Annotated in this window: 29 protein-coding genes; 16 read left to right on the top strand and 13 right to left on the bottom strand. The window is 43.8% G+C overall.

Features of this window, described 5'->3' with window-relative positions:
• Positions 1-75: 75 nt before the first annotated feature.
• Together MKZ11_RS06630 and MKZ11_RS06635 are read left to right on the top strand one after the other, a co-directional pair.
• The gene (locus tag MKZ11_RS06630) at positions 76-1131 is read left to right on the top strand and encodes a YkvI family membrane protein (RefSeq protein WP_340793206.1); all 1056 of its coding nucleotides are present in this window, start codon (positions 76-78) and stop codon (positions 1129-1131) included.
• A 371-nt stretch (positions 1132-1502) separates the two neighbouring features.
• A complete protein-coding gene (locus tag MKZ11_RS06635; protein ID WP_340793207.1) occupies positions 1503-2303 on the top strand; it encodes an alpha/beta fold hydrolase in 801 nt (266 codons plus the stop codon).
• Positions 2304-2340: 37 nt separating this feature from the next.
• Here MKZ11_RS06635 and hmpA read toward each other — a convergent pair whose 3' ends face one another.
• Entirely contained in the window at positions 2341-3528 is a 1188-nt protein-coding gene (gene hmpA / locus MKZ11_RS06640; protein ID WP_340793209.1) for an NO-inducible flavohemoprotein, read from the bottom strand.
• A 162-nt stretch (positions 3529-3690) separates the two neighbouring features.
• Between hmpA and MKZ11_RS06645 the strand changes: the two genes are divergently transcribed.
• Both MKZ11_RS06645 and MKZ11_RS06650 read left to right on the top strand, forming a co-directional pair.
• On the top strand, positions 3691-4134 hold the full coding sequence (locus MKZ11_RS06645; protein ID WP_340796937.1) for an Rrf2 family transcriptional regulator: 444 nt from the start codon (positions 3691-3693) through the stop codon (positions 4132-4134).
• Positions 4135-4174: 40 nt separating this feature from the next.
• Positions 4175-5101 carry a manganese-dependent inorganic pyrophosphatase gene (locus MKZ11_RS06650; protein ID WP_340793210.1) on the top strand — a complete coding sequence of 309 codons (927 nt, stop codon included), beginning with the start codon at positions 4175-4177 and terminating at the stop codon, positions 5099-5101.
• Positions 5102-5248: 147 nt separating this feature from the next.
• Here MKZ11_RS06650 and MKZ11_RS06655 read toward each other — a convergent pair whose 3' ends face one another.
• Positions 5249-6034, bottom strand: coding sequence for an AAA family ATPase (locus MKZ11_RS06655; protein ID WP_340793211.1), 786 nt, complete (start codon positions 6032-6034; stop codon positions 5249-5251).
• A 48-nt stretch (positions 6035-6082) separates the two neighbouring features.
• A complete protein-coding gene (locus tag MKZ11_RS06660) occupies positions 6083-7456 on the bottom strand; it encodes an FAD-dependent oxidoreductase (protein WP_340793212.1) in 1374 nt (457 codons plus the stop codon).
• A 102-nt stretch (positions 7457-7558) separates the two neighbouring features.
• Between MKZ11_RS06660 and MKZ11_RS06665 the strand changes: the two genes are divergently transcribed.
• The gene (locus MKZ11_RS06665) at positions 7559-8194 is read left to right on the top strand and encodes a DsbA family oxidoreductase (protein WP_340796938.1); all 636 of its coding nucleotides are present in this window, start codon (positions 7559-7561) and stop codon (positions 8192-8194) included.
• A gap of 208 nt (positions 8195-8402) precedes the next feature.
• Here the strand turns inward: MKZ11_RS06665 and MKZ11_RS06670 are convergent, their stop codons facing one another.
• Complete coding sequence (locus MKZ11_RS06670) at positions 8403-8930, bottom strand: YceI family protein (protein ID WP_340793213.1); 528 nt, start codon at positions 8928-8930, stop codon at positions 8403-8405.
• 197 nt (positions 8931-9127) lie between these two features.
• Here MKZ11_RS06670 and murB point away from each other — a divergent pair, with 197 nt between their 5' ends.
• Positions 9128-10048 carry a UDP-N-acetylmuramate dehydrogenase gene (gene murB / locus MKZ11_RS06675; protein WP_340793214.1) on the top strand — a complete coding sequence of 307 codons (921 nt, stop codon included), beginning with the start codon at positions 9128-9130 and terminating at the stop codon, positions 10046-10048.
• 201 nt (positions 10049-10249) lie between these two features.
• On the opposite strand, the gene MKZ11_RS06680 is transcribed toward murB, so the two are convergent.
• A complete protein-coding gene (locus MKZ11_RS06680) occupies positions 10250-10924 on the bottom strand; it encodes a histidine kinase (RefSeq protein WP_340793215.1) in 675 nt (224 codons plus the stop codon).
• A 529-nt stretch (positions 10925-11453) separates the two neighbouring features.
• Here MKZ11_RS06680 and MKZ11_RS06685 point away from each other — a divergent pair.
• The 8 genes from MKZ11_RS06685 (at position 11454) to MKZ11_RS06720 (ending at position 19797) form a co-directional block, all read left to right on the top strand.
• Complete coding sequence (locus MKZ11_RS06685) at positions 11454-13865, top strand: Na+/H+ antiporter subunit A (protein WP_340793216.1); 2412 nt, start codon at positions 11454-11456, stop codon at positions 13863-13865.
• Positions 13852-14274, top strand: a complete 423-nt coding sequence (locus tag MKZ11_RS06690) for a Na(+)/H(+) antiporter subunit B (RefSeq protein WP_340793217.1) — start codon at positions 13852-13854, stop codon at positions 14272-14274. The genes MKZ11_RS06685 and MKZ11_RS06690 overlap by 14 nt, the downstream gene beginning before the upstream one ends.
• Positions 14275-14277: 3 nt before the next feature.
• Complete coding sequence (locus MKZ11_RS06695; RefSeq protein ID WP_340793218.1) at positions 14278-14616, top strand: Na(+)/H(+) antiporter subunit C; 339 nt, start codon at positions 14278-14280, stop codon at positions 14614-14616.
• Entirely contained in the window at positions 14609-16093 is a 1485-nt protein-coding gene (locus tag MKZ11_RS06700) for a Na+/H+ antiporter subunit D (RefSeq protein ID WP_340793219.1), read from the top strand. The genes MKZ11_RS06695 and MKZ11_RS06700 overlap by 8 nt, the downstream gene beginning before the upstream one ends.
• A gap of 46 nt (positions 16094-16139) precedes the next feature.
• Positions 16140-16622: a Na+/H+ antiporter subunit E gene (locus MKZ11_RS06705; protein ID WP_340793220.1), complete on the top strand. Its 483-nt coding sequence runs from the start codon at positions 16140-16142 to the stop codon at positions 16620-16622.
• Positions 16622-16906 carry a Na(+)/H(+) antiporter subunit F1 gene (locus MKZ11_RS06710; RefSeq protein WP_340793221.1) on the top strand — a complete coding sequence of 95 codons (285 nt, stop codon included), beginning with the start codon at positions 16622-16624 and terminating at the stop codon, positions 16904-16906. Before MKZ11_RS06705 ends, MKZ11_RS06710 begins: the two co-directional genes overlap by 1 nt.
• Positions 16884-17264, top strand: coding sequence for a Na+/H+ antiporter subunit G (locus MKZ11_RS06715; protein ID WP_340793222.1), 381 nt, complete (start codon positions 16884-16886; stop codon positions 17262-17264). The genes MKZ11_RS06710 and MKZ11_RS06715 overlap by 23 nt, the downstream gene beginning before the upstream one ends.
• 151 nt (positions 17265-17415) lie before the next feature.
• Positions 17416-19797, top strand: coding sequence for a penicillin acylase family protein (locus MKZ11_RS06720; RefSeq protein ID WP_340793223.1), 2382 nt, complete (start codon positions 17416-17418; stop codon positions 19795-19797).
• Here MKZ11_RS06720 and MKZ11_RS06725 read toward each other — a convergent pair.
• The 8 genes from MKZ11_RS06725 to MKZ11_RS06760 form a co-directional block, all read right to left on the bottom strand.
• On the bottom strand, positions 19794-20135 hold the full coding sequence (locus tag MKZ11_RS06725) for a hypothetical protein (RefSeq protein WP_340793224.1): 342 nt from the start codon (positions 20133-20135) through the stop codon (positions 19794-19796). The genes MKZ11_RS06720 and MKZ11_RS06725 overlap by 4 nt on opposite strands.
• The gene (locus MKZ11_RS06730; RefSeq protein ID WP_340793225.1) at positions 20105-20296 is read right to left on the bottom strand and encodes a hypothetical protein; all 192 of its coding nucleotides are present in this window, start codon (positions 20294-20296) and stop codon (positions 20105-20107) included. The genes MKZ11_RS06725 and MKZ11_RS06730 overlap by 31 nt, the downstream gene beginning before the upstream one ends.
• A gap of 79 nt (positions 20297-20375) precedes the next feature.
• On the bottom strand, positions 20376-21413 hold the full coding sequence (locus tag MKZ11_RS06735) for a DmpA family aminopeptidase (protein ID WP_340793226.1): 1038 nt from the start codon (positions 21411-21413) through the stop codon (positions 20376-20378).
• A gap of 22 nt (positions 21414-21435) precedes the next feature.
• Entirely contained in the window at positions 21436-21855 is a 420-nt protein-coding gene (locus MKZ11_RS06740) for a universal stress protein (protein WP_340793227.1), read from the bottom strand.
• A gap of 106 nt (positions 21856-21961) precedes the next feature.
• A complete protein-coding gene (locus tag MKZ11_RS06745; protein ID WP_340793228.1) occupies positions 21962-22129 on the bottom strand; it encodes an STAS domain-containing protein in 168 nt (55 codons plus the stop codon).
• A gap of 92 nt (positions 22130-22221) precedes the next feature.
• Entirely contained in the window at positions 22222-22602 is a 381-nt protein-coding gene (locus tag MKZ11_RS06750; RefSeq protein ID WP_340793229.1) for a hypothetical protein, read from the bottom strand.
• Between the two features lie 3 nt (positions 22603-22605).
• On the bottom strand, positions 22606-22788 hold the full coding sequence (locus MKZ11_RS06755) for a SulP family inorganic anion transporter (protein WP_340793230.1): 183 nt from the start codon (positions 22786-22788) through the stop codon (positions 22606-22608).
• A 51-nt stretch (positions 22789-22839) separates the two neighbouring features.
• Positions 22840-23037: a hypothetical protein gene (locus MKZ11_RS06760; protein ID WP_340793231.1), complete on the bottom strand. Its 198-nt coding sequence runs from the start codon at positions 23035-23037 to the stop codon at positions 22840-22842.
• Between the two features lie 109 nt (positions 23038-23146).
• On the opposite strand from MKZ11_RS06760, the gene MKZ11_RS06765 reads away from it, so the two are divergent.
• Positions 23147-23515, top strand: a complete 369-nt coding sequence (locus tag MKZ11_RS06765) for an ArsR/SmtB family transcription factor (RefSeq protein ID WP_340793232.1) — start codon at positions 23147-23149, stop codon at positions 23513-23515.
• A complete protein-coding gene (locus MKZ11_RS06770; RefSeq protein ID WP_340793234.1) occupies positions 23502-25610 on the top strand; it encodes a heavy metal translocating P-type ATPase in 2109 nt (702 codons plus the stop codon). The genes MKZ11_RS06765 and MKZ11_RS06770 overlap by 14 nt, the downstream gene beginning before the upstream one ends.
• Positions 25611-25627: the final 17 nt, after the last annotated feature.

A 25627-nucleotide genomic window follows, 5' to 3' on the forward strand; every position in this document is an offset into this window, starting at 1 on the left:
AACACTTAATATTAAAAATGCAGCTGATTCATGGAGTTGCTTATTTTTAGTGCCGTGTACTAATAGGGGGACATCATGAAAAAAGTACTTAAAATGGGAAGCGCTTTCATCGGTATAATCGTAGGAGCAGGTTTCGCTTCCGGACAGGAAGTTCTACAATACTTTACAAGTTTCGGTCTTCTTGGCATCGTGGGGGCAATTATTTCGACAGCATTGTTTGCTTATCTCGGAATGGTGCTTACTCGACTTGGAAGTCGAATGCAGACCACTTCACATAAAGAAGTCATCTATAAAATAAGTGGTCGTTACTTAGGTATTATTGTTGATTACATAATAGTTTTCACGCTATTTGGCGTTGGAGTTGTCATGATTGCAGGGGCTGGTTCAAACTTGAACCAACAGTTCGGATTACCATCATTTGTCGGCAGTCTTCTTATGATTGTTCTTGTCATGTTGACGGTCATGCTTAATGTTGATAAGGTCGTCGGCATAATTGGAAGTATTACACCCTTCCTTATTCTTGCGGTTGTTCTTGTATCTATTTATTGCTTAACTACCATGGATACTTCATTCGCGGTGCTCGATCCGATTGCTCAAGGTATAAAAACGACATTGCCGAACTGGTTCATCTCGTCAATCAACTATGTGTCATTTAACATTGCTGTGGGTGCCTCCATGACTCTGGTTATGGGCGGAACAGAGAAGAATGAGAAAATAGCGGCGTGGGGTGGATTGGCGGGAGGACTTGGTCTAGGGATACTTATCTTGCTAAGTCACTTGGCGGTTTTTGCTAAAATTGAAACGGTTGGAGATACTGCCATGCCAATGCTGGCAATTATCAACGACGTTTCTCCAATACTTGGCGTATTTATGGCGTTCGTTCTATACGGAATGATATTCAATACTGCGGTCGGTATGTTCTATTCGTTCGGAGCACGTTTCGTTCAAACTGACACGAAAAAATTCAATACTTTTATTTTGATTTCTCTCGTGATCGGATTTGGATTGAGCTTTGTTGGCTTTACAGATCTTGTAGCTTACTTCTATCCAACAATCGGTTATCTCGGTCTGTTCCTAGTTGTCACACTGATTTTCGCATCGATCAAACTTCCTGCAAAGGTTGAGAAATAACGTTATTTCAAAATACACTCAGGGACGTTCACGGAGCTCAGCTTCGATGACCGTCCCTGTTTTTTTGCCGTTTCGGAAATTATAAAATCTCTTACTGATAGAAACTTGAGTAAAGTGATCGTTCACGTCTAGGCTCCAGTGCTTTTCGGGTCTACCAAGGCGCCCTGCGCTTTTGTCCACGATAAGAAAGTATAAGTTTTTTAACCAGGAGCTGTTTCTAGCCTCCAGGCGCCTTGCGCTTTTCTTTCTGCAGTTTGTGTCGAAAAGAAGTCGCACTTTCAGAGAATAAAGCGAATGAACACTTATGAAGGTTGAGTTAGTTCCATGTAAGATGGTTTAATGGACTTAGTTAATGAGGAAGGGTGAAAGGCTTGCTTCACTATCGAACTTTCGAAATAAGTTCAACAGCTCCTTGGGTGACCTTTATACACGGTGCAGGCGGCAGCTCTTCCGTCTGGTACAGGCAAATCCGGGAATTTAGAAAAAAACACAATGTTCTTCTACTGGATCTGCGGGGGCACGGACAGTCAGACCGTGGGAAGTGGAAAAAAGGCGATACATTTACAGACATTTCAAAAGAAGTTATTGATGTATTAGATGAAATCAGTGTCGAAAAAACGCATGTGGTCGGAATGTCGCTCGGTACGATTGTTGCCCAGACGCTAGCGGATCATTATCCTGAGCGGGTGAAATCGCTTATTCTTGGAGGAGCTATCATCCGTCTGGATATCCGCACAAAACTGTTACTGTTGATTGGCCGGACCTCTAAACGTTTCATCCCTTACATGATGCTCTATAGATTATTTGCTTATATTATCATGCCTCTTAAAAAACATGAAGAATCGAGATTGTTGTTTGTCAACGAGGCAAAGAAGATGTGTCAGAAGGAGTTTGTCAAATGGCTTTCTTTGACAAGACTTGTCAATCCCTATTTATCACGATTGCAAGTCTCAACGACTGCGATCCCGACATTGTTCCTGATGGGTGACGAGGACTATCTCTTCATCCCGCCAATCGAGGAAGTGGTTCGACGCAATGAAGGGTTCGAATTCATCAAGATAAAAAGCTCAGGGCATGTATGCAATATAGACCAGCCAGAAATGTTTAATCAGGCATCCATTGCTTATATTTCTAAAATTGAACAAAGAAAAGCCGTCATCCAAGTAGGGTGACGGCTTTTTCATTCTAAATCTTTTTGGACAGTCTTTTTTATGCGTTTACAAGTTCTAACTCTTCTGCCGGACCGAAGAATTCGAAGTTAATTTGCTCTTCTGCAATCCCGATCGCATGTAAATCATTAATGACAGACTGCATGAATACTGTCGGTCCACACACGTAGATATCGCTGCCATCTATAACGTTTGCCGCCAGGAAGTCACGGTTGATGAAACCGTCACCTTCATCGGAATACAGGACAGCATAAGTTGAAGCGGGCATGGATTCGTTCAATGTGCGTAATTTCGCATCGAATGCTTGGTGTTTGCGGGTACGTGCCGAATGCAGAAATGCAGTTGGCCGTTCTGGTGTTGTTTTTGCAATAGTTTCAAACATGCTCATCATTGGAGTGATACCAACACCACCACTGATAAGTGTGACTGGTTTTTTGCTTTCGGTATCCAAGTGGAAAACTCCCGCAGGAACACTGACTTCAACTGTGTCACCAACATTCATTTCACAATGGAGGTTAACAGACATTTTACCGTTTGGTGTAATTTCATCTTCCCGTTTGACCGAAATGCGGTAATGATCGCCTGTTGGCGCTTGTGACAAACTGTATTGTCGATTCAGTATATACTCTTCACCCGGGATGGTAACGCGTAAAGTAATATATTGACCCGGTTTGTATGAAGGCAGTTTTTGCCCGTCGACAGGTTTTAAATAGAATGATGTAATCACATCACTTTCGACGACTTTATCAGCAATTACAAAGTCCTTGAATGTTTTCCATCCGCCGTCCATTTGTTCAGCTTTGGCGTACATCTCTTTTTCGATACCGATGAAGACACCTGCGATAACTTCGTACGCTTCTCCCCAAGCTGCGATAATTTCAGGAGTTGCAGCATCTGCTAACACTTCTTTAATAGCGCCTAATAGATGGTAGCCAACGATTGGATATTGTTCTGGTGTAATATTGAGGGATTTGTGTTTGTGTGCAACTTGGACAACAGCTGGCAATACTGCTTCAAGATTATCGATATTAGCGGCTGCCGCGTAAACTAGGCCTGCAAGTGCATTTTGTTGCCGTCCTTGAGATTGATTGGCATGATTAAAGATATTCAGAAGTTCGGGATGAGCCTTAAACATATTTTTATAAAATACAGTTGTAATTGTTTTGCCGTGTTGTTCCAATACAGGTACAGTCGATTTGATAATGTTGATGGTTTCTTGTGATAGCATGTGGTAGCACGACCTTTCATATTTGTTAACTTAACCTTAAACCATAAAAAGGTTTAAAGATATATATTTAATACACCTTTAAAGAGTGTTAGAAAGTTAGTCACATTTCTTTCACGCAATTGCCACAAACGTTATAATAGGATTTGAAAGAGCGGTGAAATGATGCGTCTGACGATGTATACAGATTTTTCTTTGCGCGTTTTAATTTACCTCGGAGCGAAAGAACCTGGAGAGTTATCGACAATACAGGAGATTTCAGACACCTATAGCATCTCGAAAAATCATTTGACGAAAGTTGTACACGAACTTGGAAAGATGGAATTAATCGAAACAATCCGGGGACGAGGCGGTGGCATCCGGATGAAAGTGAAACCAGAAAACATCAACGTTGGGGAACTTGTTCGAAAGACAGAGGACGATTTTCATCTTGTCGAATGCTTCAAACCTGGATTGAATAGTTGTATACTTTCACCGGTTTGCCGGCTAAAAGGTGCCTTACACGAGGCACTGAATGCTTATTTGGCGGTTTTAGATAACTATACGATCGTCGACTTCATTATTAATAAAGATGAACTTGCAGCAATTCTGTTTGATCGTCCTTTATGATAAAATGAAAAAGAATATAAAAAGCAGGGGGCTATTTTACATGGAAAAGGTTTTTGTTTTTGGACATAAAAATCCTGATACCGATTCAATCTCTTCGGCAATCAGTTATGCGTATCTGAAGCAACAATTGGGGATGAACGTGGAAGCAGTGAGACTTGGTGTTATCACGAACGAGACGGCATATGCACTTGACTATTTCGGTTTCGAGGCACCACGTCTTATTGAGAGGGCTGCTCCGGAAGTGGCACAAGTCATCCTTGTCGATCATAATGAAAAACAGCAAAGTGTGGATGATCTCGATGACGTGCAAGTAATCGAAGTTGTGGATCATCACAGAATCGCTAACTTTGAAACAAACGATCCTCTTTATTACCGGGCTGAGCCAGTCGGATGTACAGCAACGATTTTGAATAAGTTGTACAAGGAAAACGGTGTTGAGATACCGAAAAATATTGCTGGACTAATGCTTTCAGCAATTATTTCAGATTCTCTTCTGTTCAAATCACCGACGTTTACAGACGAAGATCGGGCAGCGGCGGAAGAAATGATAGCCATCGCTGGCGTAGATGTGCAGGAATATGGACTAGCTATGTTAAAAGCTGGTGCGGATTTAAGTGATAAAACGCTTGAAGATCTTGTAAAGCTCGACGCGAAAGAATTTGCAATCAATGATGTGAAAGTGGAAATCGCACAAGTGAACGCAATCGATATTAACGAAGTCATGAACCGGCAAGCGGATTTAGAAGACCTTCTATACCGCGTCATCGCTGAAAAAGGGCTGGATCTATTCTTGTTCGTTGTTACGGATATTTTGAATAACGATTCGATTGTCCTAGCACTTGGTAAAGAAGCAGACCGTGCCAGTGCTGCATTTAATGTTACACTTGTAGACAACACAGCAACATTGAAAGGCGTCGTCTCTCGTAAGAAACAAATTGTACCTGTATTGACAGAAGCATTGAAATAAAGTGATTAGGAAAAGGTTGCAGTCCACTGGATTGTAACCTTTTTTGCTTTAAGGAGGGATATATGGCGTCTGAAATGCCCCTCAAAGTTTATAGATTGCCCATAACAATCCGCAACAGACTAATCAAAGGCGCATAATCCAATTCGGTCACTTAAACAAATGCCGTAAATATCTCTGAGGGTCATTCAAGAAGTCCTTCGTCATACTGACATGCCTGATGTCATCAAACGATACATTTATGAGTTCTCCATCTTGAATCTCATACAAATCTGCACCGGGGTAGGCCATTAGAATCGGCGAATGGGTTGAGATAAGGAATCGAGCACCTTCGGCAATCATATCGTGGAGAATCGCCAGTAGGGTTAGTTGCCGATTTGGGGACAATGGTGCTTCGGGCTCATCCAGTATATAAAAGCCGTCAGGTCGAAAGCGAGCTTGAAACAAGTCAAGAAAACTTTCCCCATGTGAACGCTTCTCAAGTCCTTCTCCATATAAATCCCGAAGTTCATAATATGTTCTTGCGTAAGGCAACACTTCAAGACTATTCGGATCGCGCCGTTGTATTTCCTCCATTGTCAGTCGTGCCTCTTCCCGAATGTTGGCAATACCTCGTGTATACGTGATAAAGTCAGAAGCCCTGAAAAAGAATCCGTTTCCAGTTTTCACAGACCAAATAAGCTTCAATTCATCTGCGAGTTCAAATGCCGGGGAAAGAGAGCGGTCTAGATTCATATGCTCTCCACTGATTAAAGTGCTGTCGGCAGCTGCCGCGATACCTTCAAGAAGTGTTGTTTTGCCACTTCCATTGTCACCGGCAATAATCGTAACAGGAGCTTTCAATGTAAGTGATTCGAAATTTTGAATGACATCCGGATTAAACGGATAGCGATCTTCTGCAGTCCGTCGAATGCGTCTGATTTCACGTAAAGTCATACGAACACCCCTTTTCGACAGTATACCTGAAAAGGATGTCATCTTATATTACAATTCTAATGGTTTGGTTGCAGGGCCTTCGAGGACAGATCCATCTTTTCGAAAGCGTGAGCCATGGCATGGACAATCCCATGTTTCATCGCCGGAATTCCATCTCGTCCGGCATCCCATATGTGTACAAATAGGCGAGTCAGTCCGGGTCAGATGGCCACCCGTGAACTCTTTCAAGACAAGTCCTGTATTTTTTAAAGCTTGTAATAAAAATGTGCCAAACCCCGTTCGATCAGGTGAATAAAGGGCGGAAGCTGCGTTCTTTTTTCCGACGATAAGGTCGCTGATAATTCGTGCGCCAGCCATTGAATTCGATAATCCCCATTTTCGATATCCCGTACTTAAATAGACGTAAGGCATACTGGGAGAAATAATCCCTGCATAGGGAATCAAATCTGGTGTCTGCGGGTCTTGCGCCGACCAGCCATGCGTGAGAGTGGAAAGACTATATAACTCTTGCAAATCGGTGTATAGGCGGTTGTAATGTATTTGTGTATCACTTTCCATTCCAGCCTGATGACTTTCCCCAGATAGCAGAAAAAATGTTTTCCCATCAATCAGTGCGGTCCGAATCGACCGCTTCGGTTCATCGACGGCAATATATTGTCCGCGGAGCGGCATATCTCCTTCTGCGGCGACGATATAAGATCGATCGACTGATAATTTCATGATTTGGAGTCCGCGCAGGGCTTCAATTGGATAGTGGGTACATAATACGAGTTCAGTGAATGTGACTTCATGCCCTGATTTCAAAGAGAGCAGCCGTTTTTTAAAATCCATTACTACTACATCCGATTGTTCGTAAATACGGGCGCCAGCTTCGACCGCCAGCTGTGCAAGATGCTGTCCGAATCGTACAGGGTGAATCTGACTTTCGTTATTCAAGGTAAGCGTTGCGTCAATTTGAAGCGGTAATTCTGAATTTCGCCCAAGTTCACCGGGGATACCAAGCTCCTTATAGGCTTTCATTTCATAATGGAGTAAATCAGTGCCGAGCTTTGATTGGGAATAAAGAATTGAATCAGCTGCTTTTAGTTCATCTTTTATAGCAATAGATTTCCCGAATTGAACGGCATCTTCATTTACATCAAAATACAGTTTGGCGTTGTCTCGTCCAAACTGTTTCAGTAATTTGGCGTAAACAAAATCATGTTGGGCAGTCAGTTTACCAGTGGAGTTACCCGTCGCCCCCGCTAGAATTGTATCTTTTTCAAGAAGGATGACGTTTTTTCCTTCCTTTGCTAAAAAATAAGCATTGGCAATTCCACTCAATCCGCCTCCGATAATACAGACATCACATGTGACATCCCCCTCGATTTTTGGGTATAGTTCCTGTGGATACGCGGTATTGAGCCATAATGAATTGTACATAAAATAACCTCCGTCAAGTATGCTTGAAATAGCAGTAAGCATATTCATTGTTACCTTCTTTGATGAAATTTAAAATAGAAGGAGGAAGGGTGGTTGAAAATAATGAAAATTGAAATATGGTCAGATTATGTTTGCCCTTTTTGTTATATTGGTAAACGTAGATTAGAAGAGGCGTTGGAGCAAACTGGTCTCGGGGAAAGTGCCGAAATCGTGTTCAAGGCATATGAACTGGATCCGAATTCGCCAGTGGAATCCGACATACCCATGCAGGTAGGACTAGCGGAGAAGTATGGAATGAGTATTGAAGAGGCAAAAAAGATGACTGATAACGTAGCGGTTCAAGCGGAAACGGTTGGACTGAACTATAATTTTGACAAAATGACACCAGCAAACACATTCAATGCACATCGTCTTGCGAAACTAGCCGAACAGGAAGGTGTCGATAAAACGGTATCTGAACAATTACTGCAGGCATATTTCATTGACGGAGAAAAAATTGGTAAGGACGATGTGCTGCTTCGTATTGCTGAAGGAGCAGGGATTTCCAGAGACCGTGCAAAAGAAGTACTAGATTCTGACGAGTTTGCAGATGACGTAAAAATGGATATTGCAGAAGCTCAGCAAATAGGCGTGAAAGGTGTGCCGTTTTTCGTCATTAATCGTAAATACGCGATTTCTGGAGCGCAGCCGGCCGAAGCATTTGCGGATGCACTTCGAAAAGCTGCAGAAGAAGCTTAATGAAATAAAAACCGGCCATGTGATCATAATGATCGCATGGCCGGTTTTGTTAACTTACTAATAAATGTCCAAACTTCAAGTGCCATCCCTCGGAGCATAAGTTATATCAGCTAGGAAGGATTGAATTGCATCTTTCCCTAGCGAAACATCCGCTTCGCCAATCTGATTTATGTCTGTCCGGGTTAAACAGCATCTTGAGCGTTTCTTATTATTCTGCTGGATTTGCTTGCAGATCGATTGTGATTTTAATATCATCTCCAACAAGAACGCCGCCTGCTTCAAGCGCTTGGTTCCAAGTAAGGCCGAATTCTTTTCTTGAAATTTTACCTTCAACTTCGAATGCAGCTATATCTACGCCCCAAGGGTTTTTTGCTGTTCCTTCGTACTCGGCTTCGAATGTAACTTTTTTCGTTACGTCTTTAACAGTCATGTCGCCAGTGACGTCATATTTGTTATCGCTTTTTTTCGCGATATCTGTTGAAACAAATGTTAGATTCGGATATGTTTCCACATCAAAGAAGTCTGCAGAACGAAGGTGATTATCGCGATCATCACTGTTTGTATGGATTGTAGAAGCATCGATTTTAAAATTGATTTTAGCACCTGTCAAATCTTCAGGATTACCTTCAATTGTACCCTCTACTCCAGTGAAACGCCCTCTTACTTTAGAAACCATCATATGTTTTACTGAAAAACCAACACCTGTATGTGAAGCATCTACTGTCCATTTTGTCATTACAAAAACATCCCCTCTGAATAAGTATAGTCTTACTATATTCTAGATATATCTCGAAGTCAAGGTATTTTTATGATTTAAATTTGAATAGGGTAAACAGTGGGATTTTACACTCAATAATAATTCCTTGTCAAAAGAAAAGTTTGCAAGCATACTATTAAAGATGAAAAGCTTTATATTGAAAGGGTTGAATGTTGATGTCGAAGCATCAATGGTTTGAAGAACTTCAGAAAAAAATTAAGCGAGGCACATTATTAATAGACGAACCACTGTGTAAATACACGATGACAAAACTTGGAGGGGCTGCAGACCTTCTTGTCATACCTGGTACTATAGATGAAACAGAAGCGACGGTACGTTACGCATATGAAAATGAAATCCCTTTACTATTACTTGGCAATGGATCGAACATGGTCGTTAGAGATGGGGGGGTAAGAGGGATTGTTCTTCACTTGTCACAACTCAATGCGATTAGAATAGAAGGTTCATTTGTGCATGCAGAGGCAGGTGCATTGATTATTGATGTTTCAAAACAGGCAGCAGCAGCTACACTGTCAGGTATCGAATTCGCATGTGGCATTCCTGGATCGATTGGGGGAGCAATGGCGATGAATGCTGGTGCGTATGGCGGGGAAATAAAAGATATAATTGTACAGGCGACAGTACTGACGAAGGAAGGCAAGCGGTTAGTTCTTTCAAAAGACGAACTTGAACTCGGTTATCGCCAAAGCATCATTTCAACAAACGGCTATTACGTTCTCTCAGCAGATTTCCAGCTCACAGTAGGAGATCAGGAAGTCATTGATGAGAAAGTGTCAGATCTGACCTTCCAGCGCCAGTCAAAGCAACCGCTAGAATATCCTTCGGCTGGAAGCGTGTTCAAACGACCTCCGGGCTATTTTGCAGGCAAGCTTATTCAAGATTGCGGCATGCAAGGGAAAGGGCATGGCGGAGCAGAAGTATCACTGAAGCATGCCGGTTTTATCATTAATAAAAATAATGCGACCGCTTCTGATTACATTGAGACAATTGAAATGGTGAAAGCGGAAGTAAAGAAAAGATTCGATGTCGATTTGGAACTTGAAGTGAAAATCGTTGGTGAAGAAATAGCAGAATGAAAAAACGGATGACCCAATAACTGGGCCATCCGTTTTTTTTCATGCTTAGGAAACGATAAAAACTCATAATATAGATAAGCCATGACGTAGAGACTTCAAATCCAGACTTAAGTGTTCGGGGGCTGAAGCCAACCCGTCTGTGAGGCTAAGTACGCCTCCTTATACATATATGGGGCTAGGATACGGCCGGCGATTTTCTTATTACCGGGCGGTTTTACAAGAGAGCAGGGAAGGGTCGGTCACCTGGTCGTCTGTAATGTGTACTTGACACATTTTATTGTTGCTCATGAATTTAAAAATCCCGTTATTAAAGTCAGTCCCGATTTCTTTGAAGAAAATACCTTCAAAACGAACTCCTTTGGACAGCGTGAAGTTGACGCGGAAACCGTTGCCGTCTTCGACTAAGTAAGCACGTACTCCTTTTTCAAACATGCCGTCAATTTCGTCTTTGATGGCGCGATCGACAGAAACGACATGGAAGTCAACAAATGTGATTTCCCGCAGCAATACATTCATGAACGAGCCTTTAGTAATCTCTTCCCATCTGCTTTGGGCTGTCTGGCCAAGAATAATTTGAGTAATGTTATGTGTATGTGCCACTTCCTTAATAACTTTGGCGGAAGGACGTTTTTCATTATCCCGAATTAAGAAGTCTTCTACCTCCAGCTCTTCAGCCAGTTCTTTCCAACGATCGATATACTCAGATTTTTCCGCGTCAAATTCATCATATGGAAGCGGGTCCACTGTTAAAATGTATAATGGACAATCCATGATTGCTGCTATTTTATGTCCGCGTCTAATGAGACGTTCACCATTTGGACCGTAGTAGACACAAACGAGAATACTCTCGTCCATACGACCTTTTACTTTGCCCATGACGGTAGTCACCTCTTAATTATTTTTTGGTTAGTTGAATTCCTACTGGCAGTTTTGATTGCTTGAAAACCAAACAATTATATATGAAATTGTAACAAATGACAAGATGCGAATGCTTCAAAGTGCTAAGAGTTCAGTAATAGTGTATAATTTCCTGTATAAACTCTTTGAGTTCCCCCTAATACTGTTAGCTATAGCTCCCTATTATCCCGTCAGTCTCGACGCAGGTCAAGTTTACCCTATATAATAATGAATTTTTGCAAGACGTATATAACACAGGTTGTATATTTCTGTAGATTTTCCGATAATTTATCACGACTATTTTAAAAGAAAAGTGTAAGTTTTATGACCTGGAATAATGGTTAGACCCTAGGGGGCCGGCCGCTCGGTGGCTCACAGAATGTGAGTTATGAAGCGGGGGAATAGAACTTCATTCATCCTTATTGCAATATACGTTGCAATCTTAGACTTACTGTTTTTATGGACTTACGTTTTTCTTAATCTGTTTAGTATTGGAGGTTTATATTCGTTGGCGATAACGATAGCTATTTTTATCCCGTTTTTAGCCGCTCTGCTCGTCCCGTTTATTTATAAGAGGGTGCAGAGTCGCAACATCGGGTGGTTTGTCATGGTCATTCCACTCGTCTTATTCATCTATTTTGTCAGTTTCATTCCTGCGGTAAGTGGCGGGGCAACATATATACATACGATTAAATGGATTGATTCTGCCGGAATCAATTTTACGACATATCTTGACGGGCTTAGTATGATTTTTGGGCTTCTAATCACTGGGGTCGGTAGCCTTGTAATCCTCTATTCCATATACTATTTGTCTGAACGAGAAGCATTAGGGCGCTTTTATATATACCTGTTGATGTTCATGGGCTCTATGTTAGGGGTTATTTTTTCGGACAACTTGATGGTGTTGTACGTTTTCTGGGAATTGACGAGTATTTCGTCGTTTCTTTTAATTGCATTTTGGTACCATCGCAAAAAATCCAGGTACGGTGCACAAAAGTCAATGCTCATCACTGTGTCTGGTGGAGTAGGAATGCTTGCTGGTTTTATCATGTTGCATACAATGACCGGGTCGTTCAGTGTGCGCGAAATTATTATGACGATTGGTCAGTATACAAATGACAGTTTGTTTTTACCTGCAATGCTGCTTGTGTTGCTCGGCGCGTTTACAAAATCAGCACAGTTTCCGTTTCATATCTGGTTGCCGGATGCTATGGAGGCGCCGACGCCAGTCAGTGCTTATTTACACTCGGCAACAATGGTCAAGGCGGGAATATACCTCGTGGCACGCTTTACGCCTGTATTTGGCGGAGAAGCGGTATGGTTTTATACAGTCACTGGGGTGGGGATATTCACGTTGTTCTGGGGTTCCGTCAACGCAGTGCGGCAAACAGATCTGAAGGCGTTGCTCGCCTACTCGACAATCAGTCAGCTTGGTTTGATTATGAGTCTCTTTGGACTCGGGTCGGCGGCTCTTAACGAAGGCTACAGTGCGGACTCGGTTATCTATACGCAGGCAACATTTGCCGCCATGTTCCATCTTATTAACCACTCTACGTTCAAAGGTGCTCTTTTTATGGTCGTTGGTATTGTCGATCATCAAGTTGGAACGCGGGATATCCGAAGGCTGGGCGGTCTAATATCGCTTATGCCTGTGACGTTTACAATCGCAGTTATCGGAAGTTTTTCGATGGCAGGATTACCACCATTTAACGGTTTTCTAAGTAAGGAAATGTTTTTCGAATCCGTATTGAATGTGCGTAATCTAGACATTTTCTCAATGGGGCCTTTGATGGGCAGCTTGTTGCCTGTTGTTGCTTGGATTGCAAGCGTGTTGACGTTCGTTTATAGCATGATCATTGTTTTTCAAACATTTCTCGGGAAACATCAGCCAGATCGTCTTGATCGCAAAGCTTTTGAAGCTCCAATTGGGATGCTTGTTGCCCCGTCCATTCTTGCCTTGTTCGTCGTAGGCATATTCTTCTTCCCGAATGTGGTCGGACAATATTTGTTGAGTCCTGCGATGTCCGCGGTTTTACCTCCATTTGAAGGAGCGGAAGGCTTTGTTCCGCATATACAAGCTTGGCATGGTTTTAATGCACCTATCATGATGACAATTGGTGTCGTCGGGGTGGGCGCGTTGTTATACATCTTTCTCCGCTATTGGCGAGGGGTTTACACGCTTGCACCGATGCGCTGGAATCTCGATTCGATATACAACGGCTTGTTGATACAGACGGAGAGAGCTTCATCGTTCTTGACACGAACTTATATGACGGGATACCTCAGGGATTATCTTGTTTATATATTTGTGTTTTTCATCCTGACAGTTGGCGGTGGTCTGCTATGGACTGGCGGTTTTTCACTCGACTTTTCTAACGATGCTCCCATCACGATTAACGAGTACATTATCATCTTCGTAATGATGGGCGCGAGTATTGCCATTATTTTTGCCAAGTCGCGTATGACTGCCATCTTGTTAAATGGTGTCCTCGGTTATTCGATTGCTATTCTTTTTGTTGTGTTCCGAGCACCTGATTTGGCTTTGACGCAAATTATTGTGGAAACTGTGACGACTGCGTTATTCCTCTTATGCTTCTATTTCTTGCCTGAATGGAGCAAGGAGAAATCGACTCGATCATTAAAAGTATTCAAGGGCATTATCGCCGTCTCTGTCGGAACTATTGTCACAGTACTTGCACTACTCGTCCAAGGCAATAAAATGTTCGAGTCGGTTTCCGTTTACTTTGAAAACGCTTATGAGTTGGCGGGAGGCAAGAATATCGTCAATACGATATTGGGCGACTTCCGTGCATTCGATACGATGCTAGAAGTTGTTGTGCTTTTCATCGCAGGCATCGGCGTGTTTACATTAATCAAATTGAAGGCGGGAAAGGGGGATAAGGACGTTGAAGATCAATGATGTCATTTTACAAACAGTGACCAAAATCGTTGTATTCATCATTTTGACTTTCGGCGTGGAATTATTCCTGTCGGGTCACAATAATCCAGGAGGCGGATTCATTGGCGGTCTTGTCCTTTCTTCTGCTTTCGTTCTTCTCTATTTGGTGTTCGATATCGAAACGGTCCATAAGGGAATCCCTTTCGATTTCAAAAAGATTGCGGCATTTGGTGTCTTGCTTGCAGTGGGGACGGGTTTGGGGTCAGTTATCTTCGGAGCTTCATTCCTTACCCAAACAGCCGCTCACTTCAACTTACCGGTGTTCGGGGAAACGGAACTGTCGACCGTCGTCCTATTCGAGGCGGGGGTGGCACTGACTGTTGTTGGTGTGGTTGTAACAATTATTTTAAGTATTAGTGAGGATGTGTAGCTGATGGAAACGTTAATAACGATACTCGTTGGAGTGCTTGTAACGGTCGCTGTCTACTTGCTGCTATCTAAAAGTCTGGTTCGAGTCATTTTAGGAACTGCCATCTTGTCGCATGCCGTGCATTTGCTATTGATGACAATGGGCGGGCTGAAAAAAGGGGCAGTACCCCTACTAGGTGAAAATGCGGAAAGTTATGTCGATGCCCTTCCCCAGGCGCTTATCCTGACAGCGATAGTAATCAGTTTCGCGGTGACTTCTTTTTTACTGGTTCTTGCATACCGTACATACAAAGAGACCGGGTCGGACAATCTCGCAGCATTGAGAGGGTTCAAAGATGAATAATATTATAGTTATGCCAATGATTATCCCTTTACTGACAGGGATTTTACTCATATTTCTGCGGCCGTATGTGAAAGTGCAACGGGTGTTTAGTATTGTTTCTATTGTTGGGCTCATTACAGTCAGTATTATTATTTTGAACCTAATTCAAGCGGATGGTATATTACGGCTTGATTTTGGAGGCTGGTTGCCGCCCTTTGGGATTTCGTTCGTCGCGGACTCATTTTCTATGCTGCTTGTATTGACAACGGGGATTGTAACGGGAATACTCTTAATCTATGCGTTCTCGTCGATTGGGCGGGCGCATGAGAATATGTTCTTCTATCCATTCGTTTTTTTCCTTATTGCAGGCGTTAACGGTTCGTTTCTGACGGGTGACCTGTTCAATTTGTTCGTTTGTTTTGAAGTGATGCTGTTATCTTCTTATGTGCTCATTACACTTGGGGGCAGGAAGGTCCAGCTTGTCGAATCAATTAAATACATATCAATAAATGTGCTGTCCTCATGGTTTTTCCTTGTGGGAATTGCATACTTGTACGGTACTGTAGGTACGCTTAATATGGCGCATTTATCAGTACGAATTGCGGAAGTGGGTCAAGGGCCGCTGTTGACAGTAATTAGCATTATTTTTCTCATTGTATTTAGTTTGAAATCAGGACTGCTTCTTTACTTCTGGTTGCCGGGGTCATACAGCGCACCGCCGACAGTAGTTGCGGCTTTGTTCGGTGCATTGCTTACGAAAGTTGGTATCTATGCAATGTTTCGCGTATTTACGCTCATTTTTTATCACGAGCCGGGCGTTACGCATTTGATGATTGGCATAATGGCGGCAATTACGATGATTGGCGGCAGCATTGGTGCAATTGCCTATAATGATATTCGGAAAATCGTCTCCTATAACGTCGTCATTGCGGTCGGGTTCATACTCGTTGGCCTTGCCGTTTCGACAGAAGTGGCGATTCAAGGGTCTATTTATTACCTTATCCACGACATGATTATTAAAGCGTTGTTATTCCTGATCGCAGGGACGATGATCTACTTGACTGGAACCGCACGAATTGAAAAGATGAGTGGGTTGATTCGCAACTATCCGTTGCTTGGCTGGTTGTTTTTCATCACAATGCTGTCACTTGCCGGTATTCCACCACTTAGCGGGTTCATCGGGAAGGTATACGTTGGACAAGGAGCGATTGAGGCGGGTGCGTTTGTCTTGCTCGCAATCGCTTTCCTATCCAGTATTTTTGTTTTGTATTCACTTCTGCGTATTTTCCTGAACTGTTTTTGGGGTGAAACGATTATCAATGAAGATGACGATGTACCGTTAAAAAAGGGGATGCTTATTCCACTTGTCTTATTTGGAATACTGACAATTTTACTGGGAGTTGGTGCAGAAGGGCTTGCGCCGTACGTTTCGGATGCAGCTCGCACACTGACAAATCCTGATATCTATATAGACGCGGTTTTAAATGGAAACCGCTAATCGAAGAAGGTCCCGTCCAATGGCCGGAAAGAAGAGGTGAAGGTTAATGCCAGCCCAGTTACTGTTGAATTTATTTATAGCCCTGCTTTGGATGCTCTTAATCGATGAGGATGAGCTGAAGTTTACGACTTTCTTTGCCGGCTTCCTTGTCGGGATTGGAATCATATTTTTCATGCATCGATTTTTTGGAACACAATTTTACTTGCGCCGTTTGTATGCAACATTCAAATTGTTATTCATCTTCATATCCGAATTAACCAAATCGAGCATAGTCGTATTGAAACAAATTCTTAGCCCGACGCTAAAAATAAAACCCGGTATTTTTAAATATGAGACAGTTTTGGAGAGCGATTCAGAAGTGACGATGCTGTCGCTTCTTTTGACGCTGACACCGGGGTCTGTCGTCATGGAAGTATCGCCAGAAGGAAATGTCCTTTACATTCACGCGATGGACGTCGAACAATCGCGTGAGGGGCTTTTGATGCAACTGCATAATTTTGAAAGAGCGATCATGGAGGTGACCCGCTGATGATTCAAGCAATGCTGACGACTTCGCTCGTATTATTCTCAATAACGATTGCAATAGCTGTCATACGCATTATTCTCGGACCTTCGATGCCGGACCGTGTCATCGGGCTCGACATGATTGGTGTAAATCTGATCGCTACAATAGCGGTCATTTCAGTAATAATGAACACGAAAGCTTTTTTGGAAGTCATCCTTATTTTGGGGATTTTATCATTCATCGGCACAATTGCCTTCTCAAAATTCATCGAGAGGGGTGTTATCGTTGAACGTAAACACGATCGGTGAATTCATCGGCGCATTTTTGATTTTGACAGGCGGGATTGCGAGTGTAATCAGTGTCTTTGGATTGCTTCGGTTGCCTGATGTCTACACGAGATCCCATGCTGCAACGAAAAGTTCGACGCTCGCTGTCTTACTAACCTTGTCAGGCGCTTTTATTTACTTTTTGTTCAGCCAACATTTCGTGAGTGTACGCCTTCTTTTAGGAATTGTTTTCGTCTTTCTAACGGCACCCGTTGCGGGGCATTTGATTGTCCGGGCAGCTTATCGGTCGAACGTGAAACTGGCGGATATCTCGACTGAGGATGAGTTATATGAGGTTTTGCATAAGGATAAAAAAGAAGAGGACGGGGCTGGCCAATAGCGGCTGGCTCGTCTTTTTTTGTTGAGAGAGTTGTTGATATGGTTGGTCGCGCAGGGTTTATGATCGAGCAGCCCTTAGGTTAATTTGGAGAAAGAAGGTATTTAAACAAAATAGTAGAATATCATTAAGGAAGACGGGGAGGGTATGGAAAATGGTGAAACAGGGGAAACGGATGGGGAAATGGACGAAAGTTCTGTTGTCGGTGTTTGGAGCAATTATCGTTTTGGCTGTTGCGGCACTAATTTTTGTAAATGTTTACATAGGAAAGTCGAAACCTTTTATTGATGGGGAAGTGACTGTGGCATTTCTGGATGAAGATGTGAAAATTGTACGAGATGAGTTTGGCGTACCGCATATAACGGCGGAATCGGACGCAGATTTGTACCGGACACAAGGCTATGTTCAAGCCCAAGACCGTTTATTTCAAATGGATATGGCTCGCAGGCAAGCGAGTGGGCGATTATCCGAAGTAGTCGGAGAAGTTGCCGTGGGGACAGATAAGAAATTCCGTGCATTCAGCTTGCGTGCGGCAGCCGAAGCCTCTTACGACGGATATGGAGATGATGCGAAAAAGGTACTTGGCTGGTATGCGGAAGGCGTCAATGCATTCATTGAGAAGGCGGAACAGGATGGCAAGTTTCCTTATGAATTCAAGATACTGGGCTACACGCCTGAACCGTGGTCTGAAATCGATTCACTGACGATAGGCAAGTATATGGCCTATGACCTGGGCGGAAATTGGGACAGCTTGGCAGTCAGGCACTGGGCTTTGAATAATTTCCCGGAAGATTTAGCGCAGGAACTGTTCATTACCTATCCAGAAAATGCGCCATCGATTATCGAGGCGAACATTGCGAATCCGGTCGCTGTTGCCGGTCAGTTCGACCCCGATCTAGTACCACCAGAGTTTAACGGCAGTAACAATTGGGTCGTATCGGGAGATAAAACAGCTTCAGGATTACCGCTTCTGGCAGATGACCCGCATCTTGGACTCGACACTCCTTCCATCTGGTATCAGATGCATTTGCAGTCACCAGGACAAAACGTCAGTGGTGTCATTTTTGCGGGAATCCCAGGCATTATTCTCGGTCATAATGAAAACATTGCATGGGGCGTGACGAACGTCGGGCCTGATGTCCAAGATTTATATATTGAAATTCCGAACCCTGATGACCGGACTCAATTTCTCTTTGATGGGGAATGGGAACAGGCTGAAGTGAGAGACGAGACGATTTCCGTAAAAGGCGGAGATGATATACCATTTGAAGTGATGGTCACGAGACATGGTCCAATTATTTCGGATATTCTTTACAAGGATGAAGATCCCGAAGCATTATTCTCGATGCAATGGACGGCGCTTGAACCGACAAAAGAACTTGAAGCCATAATGAAGATGAACAAGGCTTCCGACTGGGAAAGTTTCGAGTCAGCATTAGAAGATTTCCATGCACCAGCACAGAACTTTGTGTTTGCAGCGAATGACGGCACCATTGCTTATAAAGCGAATGGCCGTATTCCAATAAGAAAACAAGGAGATGCGCAATTGCCTGTACCAGGGGATTCTTCTGACTACGGCTGGACCGGTTACATTCCGTATAATGAATTGCCGCGTGTTGTGAATCCAAAAGAAGGGTTCATCGCCACAGCGAACAACCAAGTCGTCGATGATTCTTATCCTTATCACATTACAAAACTATGGGCACAGCCCTATCGCTATGAACGGATAGCGGAAGTGCTTCGCGCAGGGGATAACTTCAAGGCGGAAGATATGATAGAACTACAGATGGATCAGAAAAATTTATATGCCCGCGAGTTTCTGGACGATATGATCGGCTCGATTGAAGCGGAAGACACCGCCGGGAAGTATGAAGCTCTTGTGAAAATGCTTCGTGAGTGGGATCAATACGATTCCGCAGATGCAGCAGCACCGCTTGTCTTCCATAAGTGGATAAAACAATTGCCGATCGGCATGTTCAGTGAAGCGATGCCTGAGGACGTTTATAAGCTTCTACCGGGGAAAGGGACAATTACCGATCAAATGATGCGAGACGCGTACGCAGGCGAACCAGGAGCCTGGGTAGAGAAGTATGGCGGCGTTGATAAGTGGGTCTTTGATTCATTCGTAACATCGGTCGAAGATATTGAAGGATTGTTCGGTAATAAGGTTGCGAGTTGGAAGTGGGGAGATTTCCATCAAGTGGAGTTCCCGCACGCCCTGTCAGGTGCCTCTCCAATCTTTGAACATTTCTTGAATCCAAAAAAACAGGCAATCGGCGGTTCAAATGTTACCGTCCAGGCGGCCGCATTTAAAGAAGATGGTACTGTGAATCATGGTGCGCCTTGGCGCTTTGTAGCCGATTTGTCCGATTTGACGAAGGCGAATCATATTGTGGGACCGGGTCAAAGCGGCCACATGAAATCACAATGGTTCCATGATCAGGCAGATGATTGGGTGAAAGGTGAGTACCATGAAACCGTTTTGAACGGGGATATTAAAGATGGCCATACATTGATGTTGAAAGCAGGGCGCTAAGGCGCCCTGCTTTTGTTTTTGGAGTGCCAGTCAATCATTAACGCGTGCCAACCGATCCTATCAGCAGCTAGACCGCTCGTAAACGCAGTCCAACCGCTCATACCAGCAGCTAGTCCGCTCATAAACGCGTGCCAACCGATCAAATCAGCAGCAAGCCCGCTCGTAATCACGGGGCAACCGATCCTACCAACAGCCAGACCGCTCGTAACCGCAATCCAACCGATCCTACCAACAGCTAGATCGCTCATAAACGCGAGCCAACCGATCCTATCAGTAGCCAGACCGCTCGTAAACGCGTGCCAACCGATCAAATCAGCAGCAAGCCCGCTCGTAACCACGGGGCAACCGATCCTACCAACAGCCAGACCGCTCGTAACCGCAATCCAACCGACCTATCAGTAGCCAGACCGCTCGTAAACGCGAGCCAACCGATCCTATCAGTAGCCAGACCGCTCGTAAACGCGTGCCAACCGATCCTATCAGTAGCTAGACCGCTCATACCAGCTCCCTAACCGCTCATAAGCCCGTCACAACCGAATCTAATAAACTAAAAGCGGGACACCAAAGGCGCCCCGCTTTCAATACATATCTTCATGAACCGGCCATCTATCCACAATACGCCCCAGCCGTCCGGAAGTCTTTTCCGCATGAATCATCGACTGATACACAGCCTCTTCCGTTGCTTCAATCACCGCTTGAAATAAGTCGTTCATAATCGGATGATCGTCACGCAGCAGCTCATATGCATCAGTCATATGCGTGCTTTCATGCGGAATCGTGAAGCCGTTCGAAAATGCGATGATAATATCACCGCTTCCGTTATGGATATGCGTCCCTGTCCGGGCGAGCCCAATCGATGCTCGTTTAGCGAAGCGCTTCAACTGACGTTCATTCACAGGAGCATTTGTCGCGACGATAATCATGATTGACCCGTCTGGTTTTATGCAGTCCGCCTCAGACTGTGGAATCGATCCAGTAGCCTTATAGCCATTCTGGTTGAGCCATTCATCAATCTTGCATTCTCCAACCTTCCCAAAGTTTGTCAGTGTCAACGCACCAACCGTAAAGCTGACGCCGTCTATCTGTACAATTCGAGACGATGAGCCAATGCCGCCCTTCATTCCGAAACAGATCATCCCTTTGCCAGCTCCGACGGCTCCTTGTTCAACCGGTCCGGTGTCAGTGTTTTGAATCGCTTCAATTGCATGGACAGGCTTTACTTTCATCAGCCGCATGGAGTTCAAATAACTGTCATTGCATTCCCCCACCACGATGTTCAGGGAACTCGTCGAATCACCGATCAATGGGTTTTCATTGAGCATATACGATAAAGTACCTTCCAGCACTGCACCGACGCTAAACGTATTGGTTAGCATAATGGGGGATTCAATCACGCCGAGCTCTTCAATTTGAATCAAGCCCGCTGTTTTTCCGAAGCCGTTTAATACAAAACTGGCTGCCGGCACTTTTTGATCGAAAACGTTTCCGTTATGCGGCAAAATTGCAGTGACGCCCGTACACACACAATCACCGGCGTCCAATGATTGTTCCAGCGTTAGGTGCCCAACTTTGACCCCTGGCACGTCTGTTATGGCATTCCATTTTCCGCGCAACATGCACTCACTCCCTAAGAGCTTTTTATTTAACAATCAAAATCGGTCCAGTCACACGTTTTGCCACTTTATGACTCACACTTCCGAGCACCATTTCTTGAAAGGAGTTCAGACCTCGGCTGCCGAGAACGACAAGGTCGAATTCACCACTATTGGCAAACTGAATGATAATCGGTCCAGGGTCACCATGTTTGATGACAAGTTTATAGGGAATTTCCAATTGCTCGAAAGCCTTTTCGATAGGTATAAGTCGCTTCTTTCGATCGATATGAAGATCATCACTGCCCGCATTATGGATAACATCTGTACGTGTCCGGTCAAAGTCCAGGACATAGAGGACTTCAACGACCGCTCCGGAGCTCAATCCCGCTAACTGAGCGGCATGTCTAGCGGCGCGGTGCGAGTTTTCTGAGCCGTCGACCGCAACTAGTATTCGTTTATACATTTGAACTCCTCCTTCACTTCACATACGGGACGAACAAGCTATCGAACAGATGTGCACTTGAAGCATCCAAACCAATCACTTCAATATCGACATGATTCAGATTCAATTAGGCCACTAACTTGTCAACTGCACCTGGGCCTGAATAATCCCATATGCGTACTTTCGTAAAGTCTATGACGAGTCGGCTTCCTTCTTTCACATCATCGAAATCATTCATGAAATCTTGTACAGAAGCGAAAAACAATTGTCCCCGGATACTATAAATGTTCTGCAAAGTATTGCCGGAGACCTTCTTTTTGACTGTTTTTTGGAGATTTTTGCGGTAAATAAAATTGCACTTAAAATGGTCCCCGCGAGGCGCTATTTTCAAGTATTTGAATGAAAACCAATCGAATATACCATTACCATAATGGCAGCTAAAACTGGCATAGATATTAACACCACCCATTCCCCTAGAACGACGATTAAAAACATAAGAACGATCTCGGCCTCCAGACCGATCATCGAAGCCCCAACCATGCCACCGAAGAAACCAGTAAGCGGCGATTCCAACAATTCGATAATTGATAACGCCAGTGCCGTCTGAAAGATGATCTTTAGTGTTTCAAAGTTGAAAGGCACGTCAGGAATTAAGAACGTAGGCAACATTTGTGAAATCGTCCCAAGATTGCCGACATTTAGGGCGTCAATTCCAAACAGCAGAACAACAGCGGTTAAAGATAAAATGGCGACAAGCCTTGCCGGCACTGCTTAGAACACGTAAGGGAATAAATAAACAATCGCAAGAGTCGCAAGGACAAGTATGTACGTCATGACGGACATGCCAAAAATATATTGGATTTGTGCACTGAATATTAAGATGGCTAATGCATTGACGAAGCCCATCATAACCGCACGCGGAATGAATTTTATGAACCTTGCAATTTTCAGCATTCCCCATGGGACTTGTAAAACACCGGTTAAAATAGTGGCTGCAAACAAATACTATATCCATGCTCTTTTAACTAATAACACCATAGCGAGTGCCATCACACCCGTTGCAGCAGAAATCATTCCCGGTCCTCCGCCGACGAATGCAATAATGACGGCAATGCTGAACAAAGCGTATAAACCAGCCATGTCAGCCTGCCACTCTATACCAGAAACTAAGGTTGTGTCTATATCGATAAATTCGTATGTCAATGTCTAGAAAGTCAATAACAATCAAACGGTCGTTTGATTAGCCTTGCAACTGCAAAGAACATTGCATATACTTAAGTTAATCAAACAATCATTTGAATGAGGTGGGATTATGACGATAAAAGAAGTATGTGATGTGACAACGGTTCACGAGGAAATCGTAGAACGGGTGCAGCAAGCGTTGCCCGATATGGGGGCTGCGGTCAGAATTTTTAAGGCGTTGGCAGATGAAACTAGATTGAAAATTGCTTTTTCATTGACGCTTGAAGAAGAAATGTGTGTTTGTGATGTTGCGGCAGTGATTGGTTCATCCGTTGCGACAGCTTCCCATCATCTGCGTTATTTGCGCGAACATGCACTTGCAAAATCAAAGAAAAAAGGAAAAATGGTCTACTATTCGCTCGCAGACGACCACATTCACCAACTCGTGAAAGTCGCACATGAGCATACGATAGAGGGTGTTGAGCATGGCAACGGCTGAAAAGAAAGAATACCGGTTGGAGAATTTAACGTGTGCTAGTTGTGCGATGAAGTTTGAAAAAAACGTTAAAAATCTGTCTTCTGTTGATAATGTACAAGTGAACTTCGGTGCATCTAAATTAGCATTTAGTGGTAGTGCGACGATTGAAGACCTGGAAGCAGCAGGCGCTTTCGATGGCATTAAAGTTGTCCCGCTTCAGAATAAGTTGATTGAACCGAAAACGTCTTTCTTTAAAAGAAAAGAAAACCTCGTTACGCTCTTTTCGCTTCTGTTCTTACTGATAGGAATGATTGTATCATTTCGCTATACGGAAACGCACCCAGCGGCGATTGCTTTATTCGCAATTGCTATTGTAATCGGTGGAACGGGCATATTTAAAACCGGACTGCGGAACTTGGTCCGTTTCGAATTCGATATGAAAACGTTGATGACGATTGCTATTATTGGTGCTGCAATCATTGGGGAATGGCGTGAAGGTGCGGTTGTTGTCTTCCTGTTTGCAGTAAGTGAAGCGTTAGAAGCTTATTCAATGAATAAAGCACGGCAATCCATTCGACAATTGATGGATATTGCACCTCCTTCCGCCCTAGTAAAACGTGGGGAAGCGTTTGTAGAACTTCCGACAGAAGATATTGTCATCGGCGATATTTTAATCGTAAAACCTGGTCAGAAAATTGCTATGGATGGAGCAGTTCTAACGGGTTCATCTACTGTGAACCAAGCAGCAATTACAGGTGAATCCATCCCTGTTGCGAAAAAGTCCGGAGATAATGTATTCGCGGGTACGCTCAATGAAGAGGGTGCACTTGAAGTAACGGTTACGAAGCTTGTCGGCGATACGACGATTGCGAAAATCATCCATCTTGTTGAAGACGCACAGGCAGAAAAAGCACCATCTCAAAAGTTCGTTGATAAATTTGCTAAATACTACACACCTGCAATCATTGGTATTGCAATTTTAGTGGCTATCGTACCACCTCTGCTTGGCGGGGATTGGCACGCATGGATCTATCAAGGCCTTGCAGTACTTGTAGTTGGTTGTCCGTGTGCACTTGTTGTTTCGACACCTGTTGCAATTGTCACAGCGATTGGAAACGCGGCACGTCAAGGTGTGTTGATTAAAGGCGGCATTCACCTCGAAGAAACAGGTAGGCTTGATGCGATTGCGTTCGATAAAACCGGGACATTAACGAAAGGGTATCCGGAAGTAACTGATTTCATCGTCAGTGAAGAAGTCGTTCAAGAACAATTACTAAGTGCAATCGCGGCAGTCGAATCAATGTCACAGCATCCGCTTGCTAAAGCAGTAGTCGATTACGCGCATCAACATGGTGCACAGAAAGTCGATGTTTCCAACTTTCAATCGGTTACCGGAAAAGGTGCTTATGCTGAAATTGAGGGAATGACGACTTATATTGGGAGCCTGAGCTGGGCGCAGGAGCTTTCTTCATTGCCAAAAGAAATGTTGCAGCAAGCGGCGTCTCTTCAGCGTCAAGGAAAGTCTGTAATGGCAATTGTCACAGGAACCGAATTTAGCGGACTGCTTGCTGTAGCAGATCCTATCCGTAAGGAAAGTCATGACGTCCTTGAACAACTGAAACGTATTGGCATTCGTCATACTGTTATGCTGACAGGCGATCACCAGGTAACGGCAGAAGCGATTGCTGCTGAGTTGGGTGTTACAGATGTACGCGCTGGACTGATGCCGGAAGACAAATTGACAGCGATTAAACAATTGAGTGAGCAATACGGCCGTGTCGCCATGGTTGGCGATGGCATCAATGACGCGCCTGCCTTAGCGGCAGCTTCAGTTGGTATTGCAATGGGCGGAGCGGGAACGGACGCAGCGTTGGAAACAGCAGATATTGCTCTAATGGCAGATGATTTAGGAAAATTGCCTTATACAATGAAATTAAGCCGAAAAACATTGCGCATCATCAAAGAAAACATTATGTTTGCATTAGGCTTAAAAATTATAGCATTGCTTCTTATCATTCCTGGCTGGCTGACATTATGGATTGCCATTTTCGCAGATATGGGTGCGACGTTGCTGGTCGTGCTGAACTCGCTTCGTTTATTGCGTGTTCATAAGTAAGCAGGTTCTATACGGAG

The organism is Sporosarcina sp. FSL K6-1508, from assembly GCF_038007465.1.
Classification (GTDB): Bacteria; Bacillota; Bacilli; order Bacillales_A; family Planococcaceae; genus Sporosarcina; species Sporosarcina psychrophila_B.

Excerpts from the sequence above, each read along its gene's own strand:
- murB (WP_340793214.1), top strand. The coding sequence starts at position 9,128 with ATGTCGAAGCATCAATGGTTTGAAGAACTTCAGAAAAAAATTAAGCGA.
- MKZ11_RS06665 (WP_340796938.1), top strand. The coding sequence starts at position 7,559 with ATGAAAATTGAAATATGGTCAGATTATGTTTGCCCTTTTTGTTATATT.
- MKZ11_RS06755 (WP_340793230.1), bottom strand. The coding sequence starts at position 22,788 with ATGCTGAAAATTGCAAGGTTCATAAAATTCATTCCGCGTGCGGTTATG.
- MKZ11_RS06680 (WP_340793215.1), bottom strand. The coding sequence starts at position 10,924 with ATGGGCAAAGTAAAAGGTCGTATGGACGAGAGTATTCTCGTTTGTGTC.
- MKZ11_RS06770 (WP_340793234.1), top strand. The coding sequence starts at position 23,502 with ATGGCAACGGCTGAAAAGAAAGAATACCGGTTGGAGAATTTAACGTGT.
- MKZ11_RS06670 (WP_340793213.1), bottom strand. The coding sequence starts at position 8,930 with ATGACAAAATGGACAGTAGATGCTTCACATACAGGTGTTGGTTTTTCA.
- MKZ11_RS06765 (WP_340793232.1), top strand. The coding sequence starts at position 23,147 with ATGACGATAAAAGAAGTATGTGATGTGACAACGGTTCACGAGGAAATC.
- MKZ11_RS06645 (WP_340796937.1), top strand. The coding sequence starts at position 3,691 with ATGCGTCTGACGATGTATACAGATTTTTCTTTGCGCGTTTTAATTTAC.
- MKZ11_RS06730 (WP_340793225.1), bottom strand. The coding sequence starts at position 20,296 with ATGAGCGGTCTAGCTACTGATAGGATCGGTTGGCACGCGTTTACGAGC.
- MKZ11_RS06720 (WP_340793223.1), top strand. The coding sequence starts at position 17,416 with ATGGTGAAACAGGGGAAACGGATGGGGAAATGGACGAAAGTTCTGTTG.
- hmpA (WP_340793209.1), bottom strand. The coding sequence starts at position 3,528 with ATGCTATCACAAGAAACCATCAACATTATCAAATCGACTGTACCTGTA.
- MKZ11_RS06630 (WP_340793206.1), top strand. The coding sequence starts at position 76 with ATGAAAAAAGTACTTAAAATGGGAAGCGCTTTCATCGGTATAATCGTA.
- MKZ11_RS06695 (WP_340793218.1), top strand. The coding sequence starts at position 14,278 with ATGGAAACGTTAATAACGATACTCGTTGGAGTGCTTGTAACGGTCGCT.
- MKZ11_RS06710 (WP_340793221.1), top strand. The coding sequence starts at position 16,622 with ATGATTCAAGCAATGCTGACGACTTCGCTCGTATTATTCTCAATAACG.
- MKZ11_RS06735 (WP_340793226.1), bottom strand. The coding sequence starts at position 21,413 with ATGTTGCGCGGAAAATGGAATGCCATAACAGACGTGCCAGGGGTCAAA.
- MKZ11_RS06660 (WP_340793212.1), bottom strand. The coding sequence starts at position 7,456 with ATGTACAATTCATTATGGCTCAATACCGCGTATCCACAGGAACTATAC.
- MKZ11_RS06740 (WP_340793227.1), bottom strand. The coding sequence starts at position 21,855 with ATGTATAAACGAATACTAGTTGCGGTCGACGGCTCAGAAAACTCGCAC.
- MKZ11_RS06700 (WP_340793219.1), top strand. The coding sequence starts at position 14,609 with ATGAATAATATTATAGTTATGCCAATGATTATCCCTTTACTGACAGGG.
- MKZ11_RS06650 (WP_340793210.1), top strand. The coding sequence starts at position 4,175 with ATGGAAAAGGTTTTTGTTTTTGGACATAAAAATCCTGATACCGATTCA.
- MKZ11_RS06655 (WP_340793211.1), bottom strand. The coding sequence starts at position 6,034 with ATGACTTTACGTGAAATCAGACGCATTCGACGGACTGCAGAAGATCGC.
- MKZ11_RS06705 (WP_340793220.1), top strand. The coding sequence starts at position 16,140 with ATGCCAGCCCAGTTACTGTTGAATTTATTTATAGCCCTGCTTTGGATG.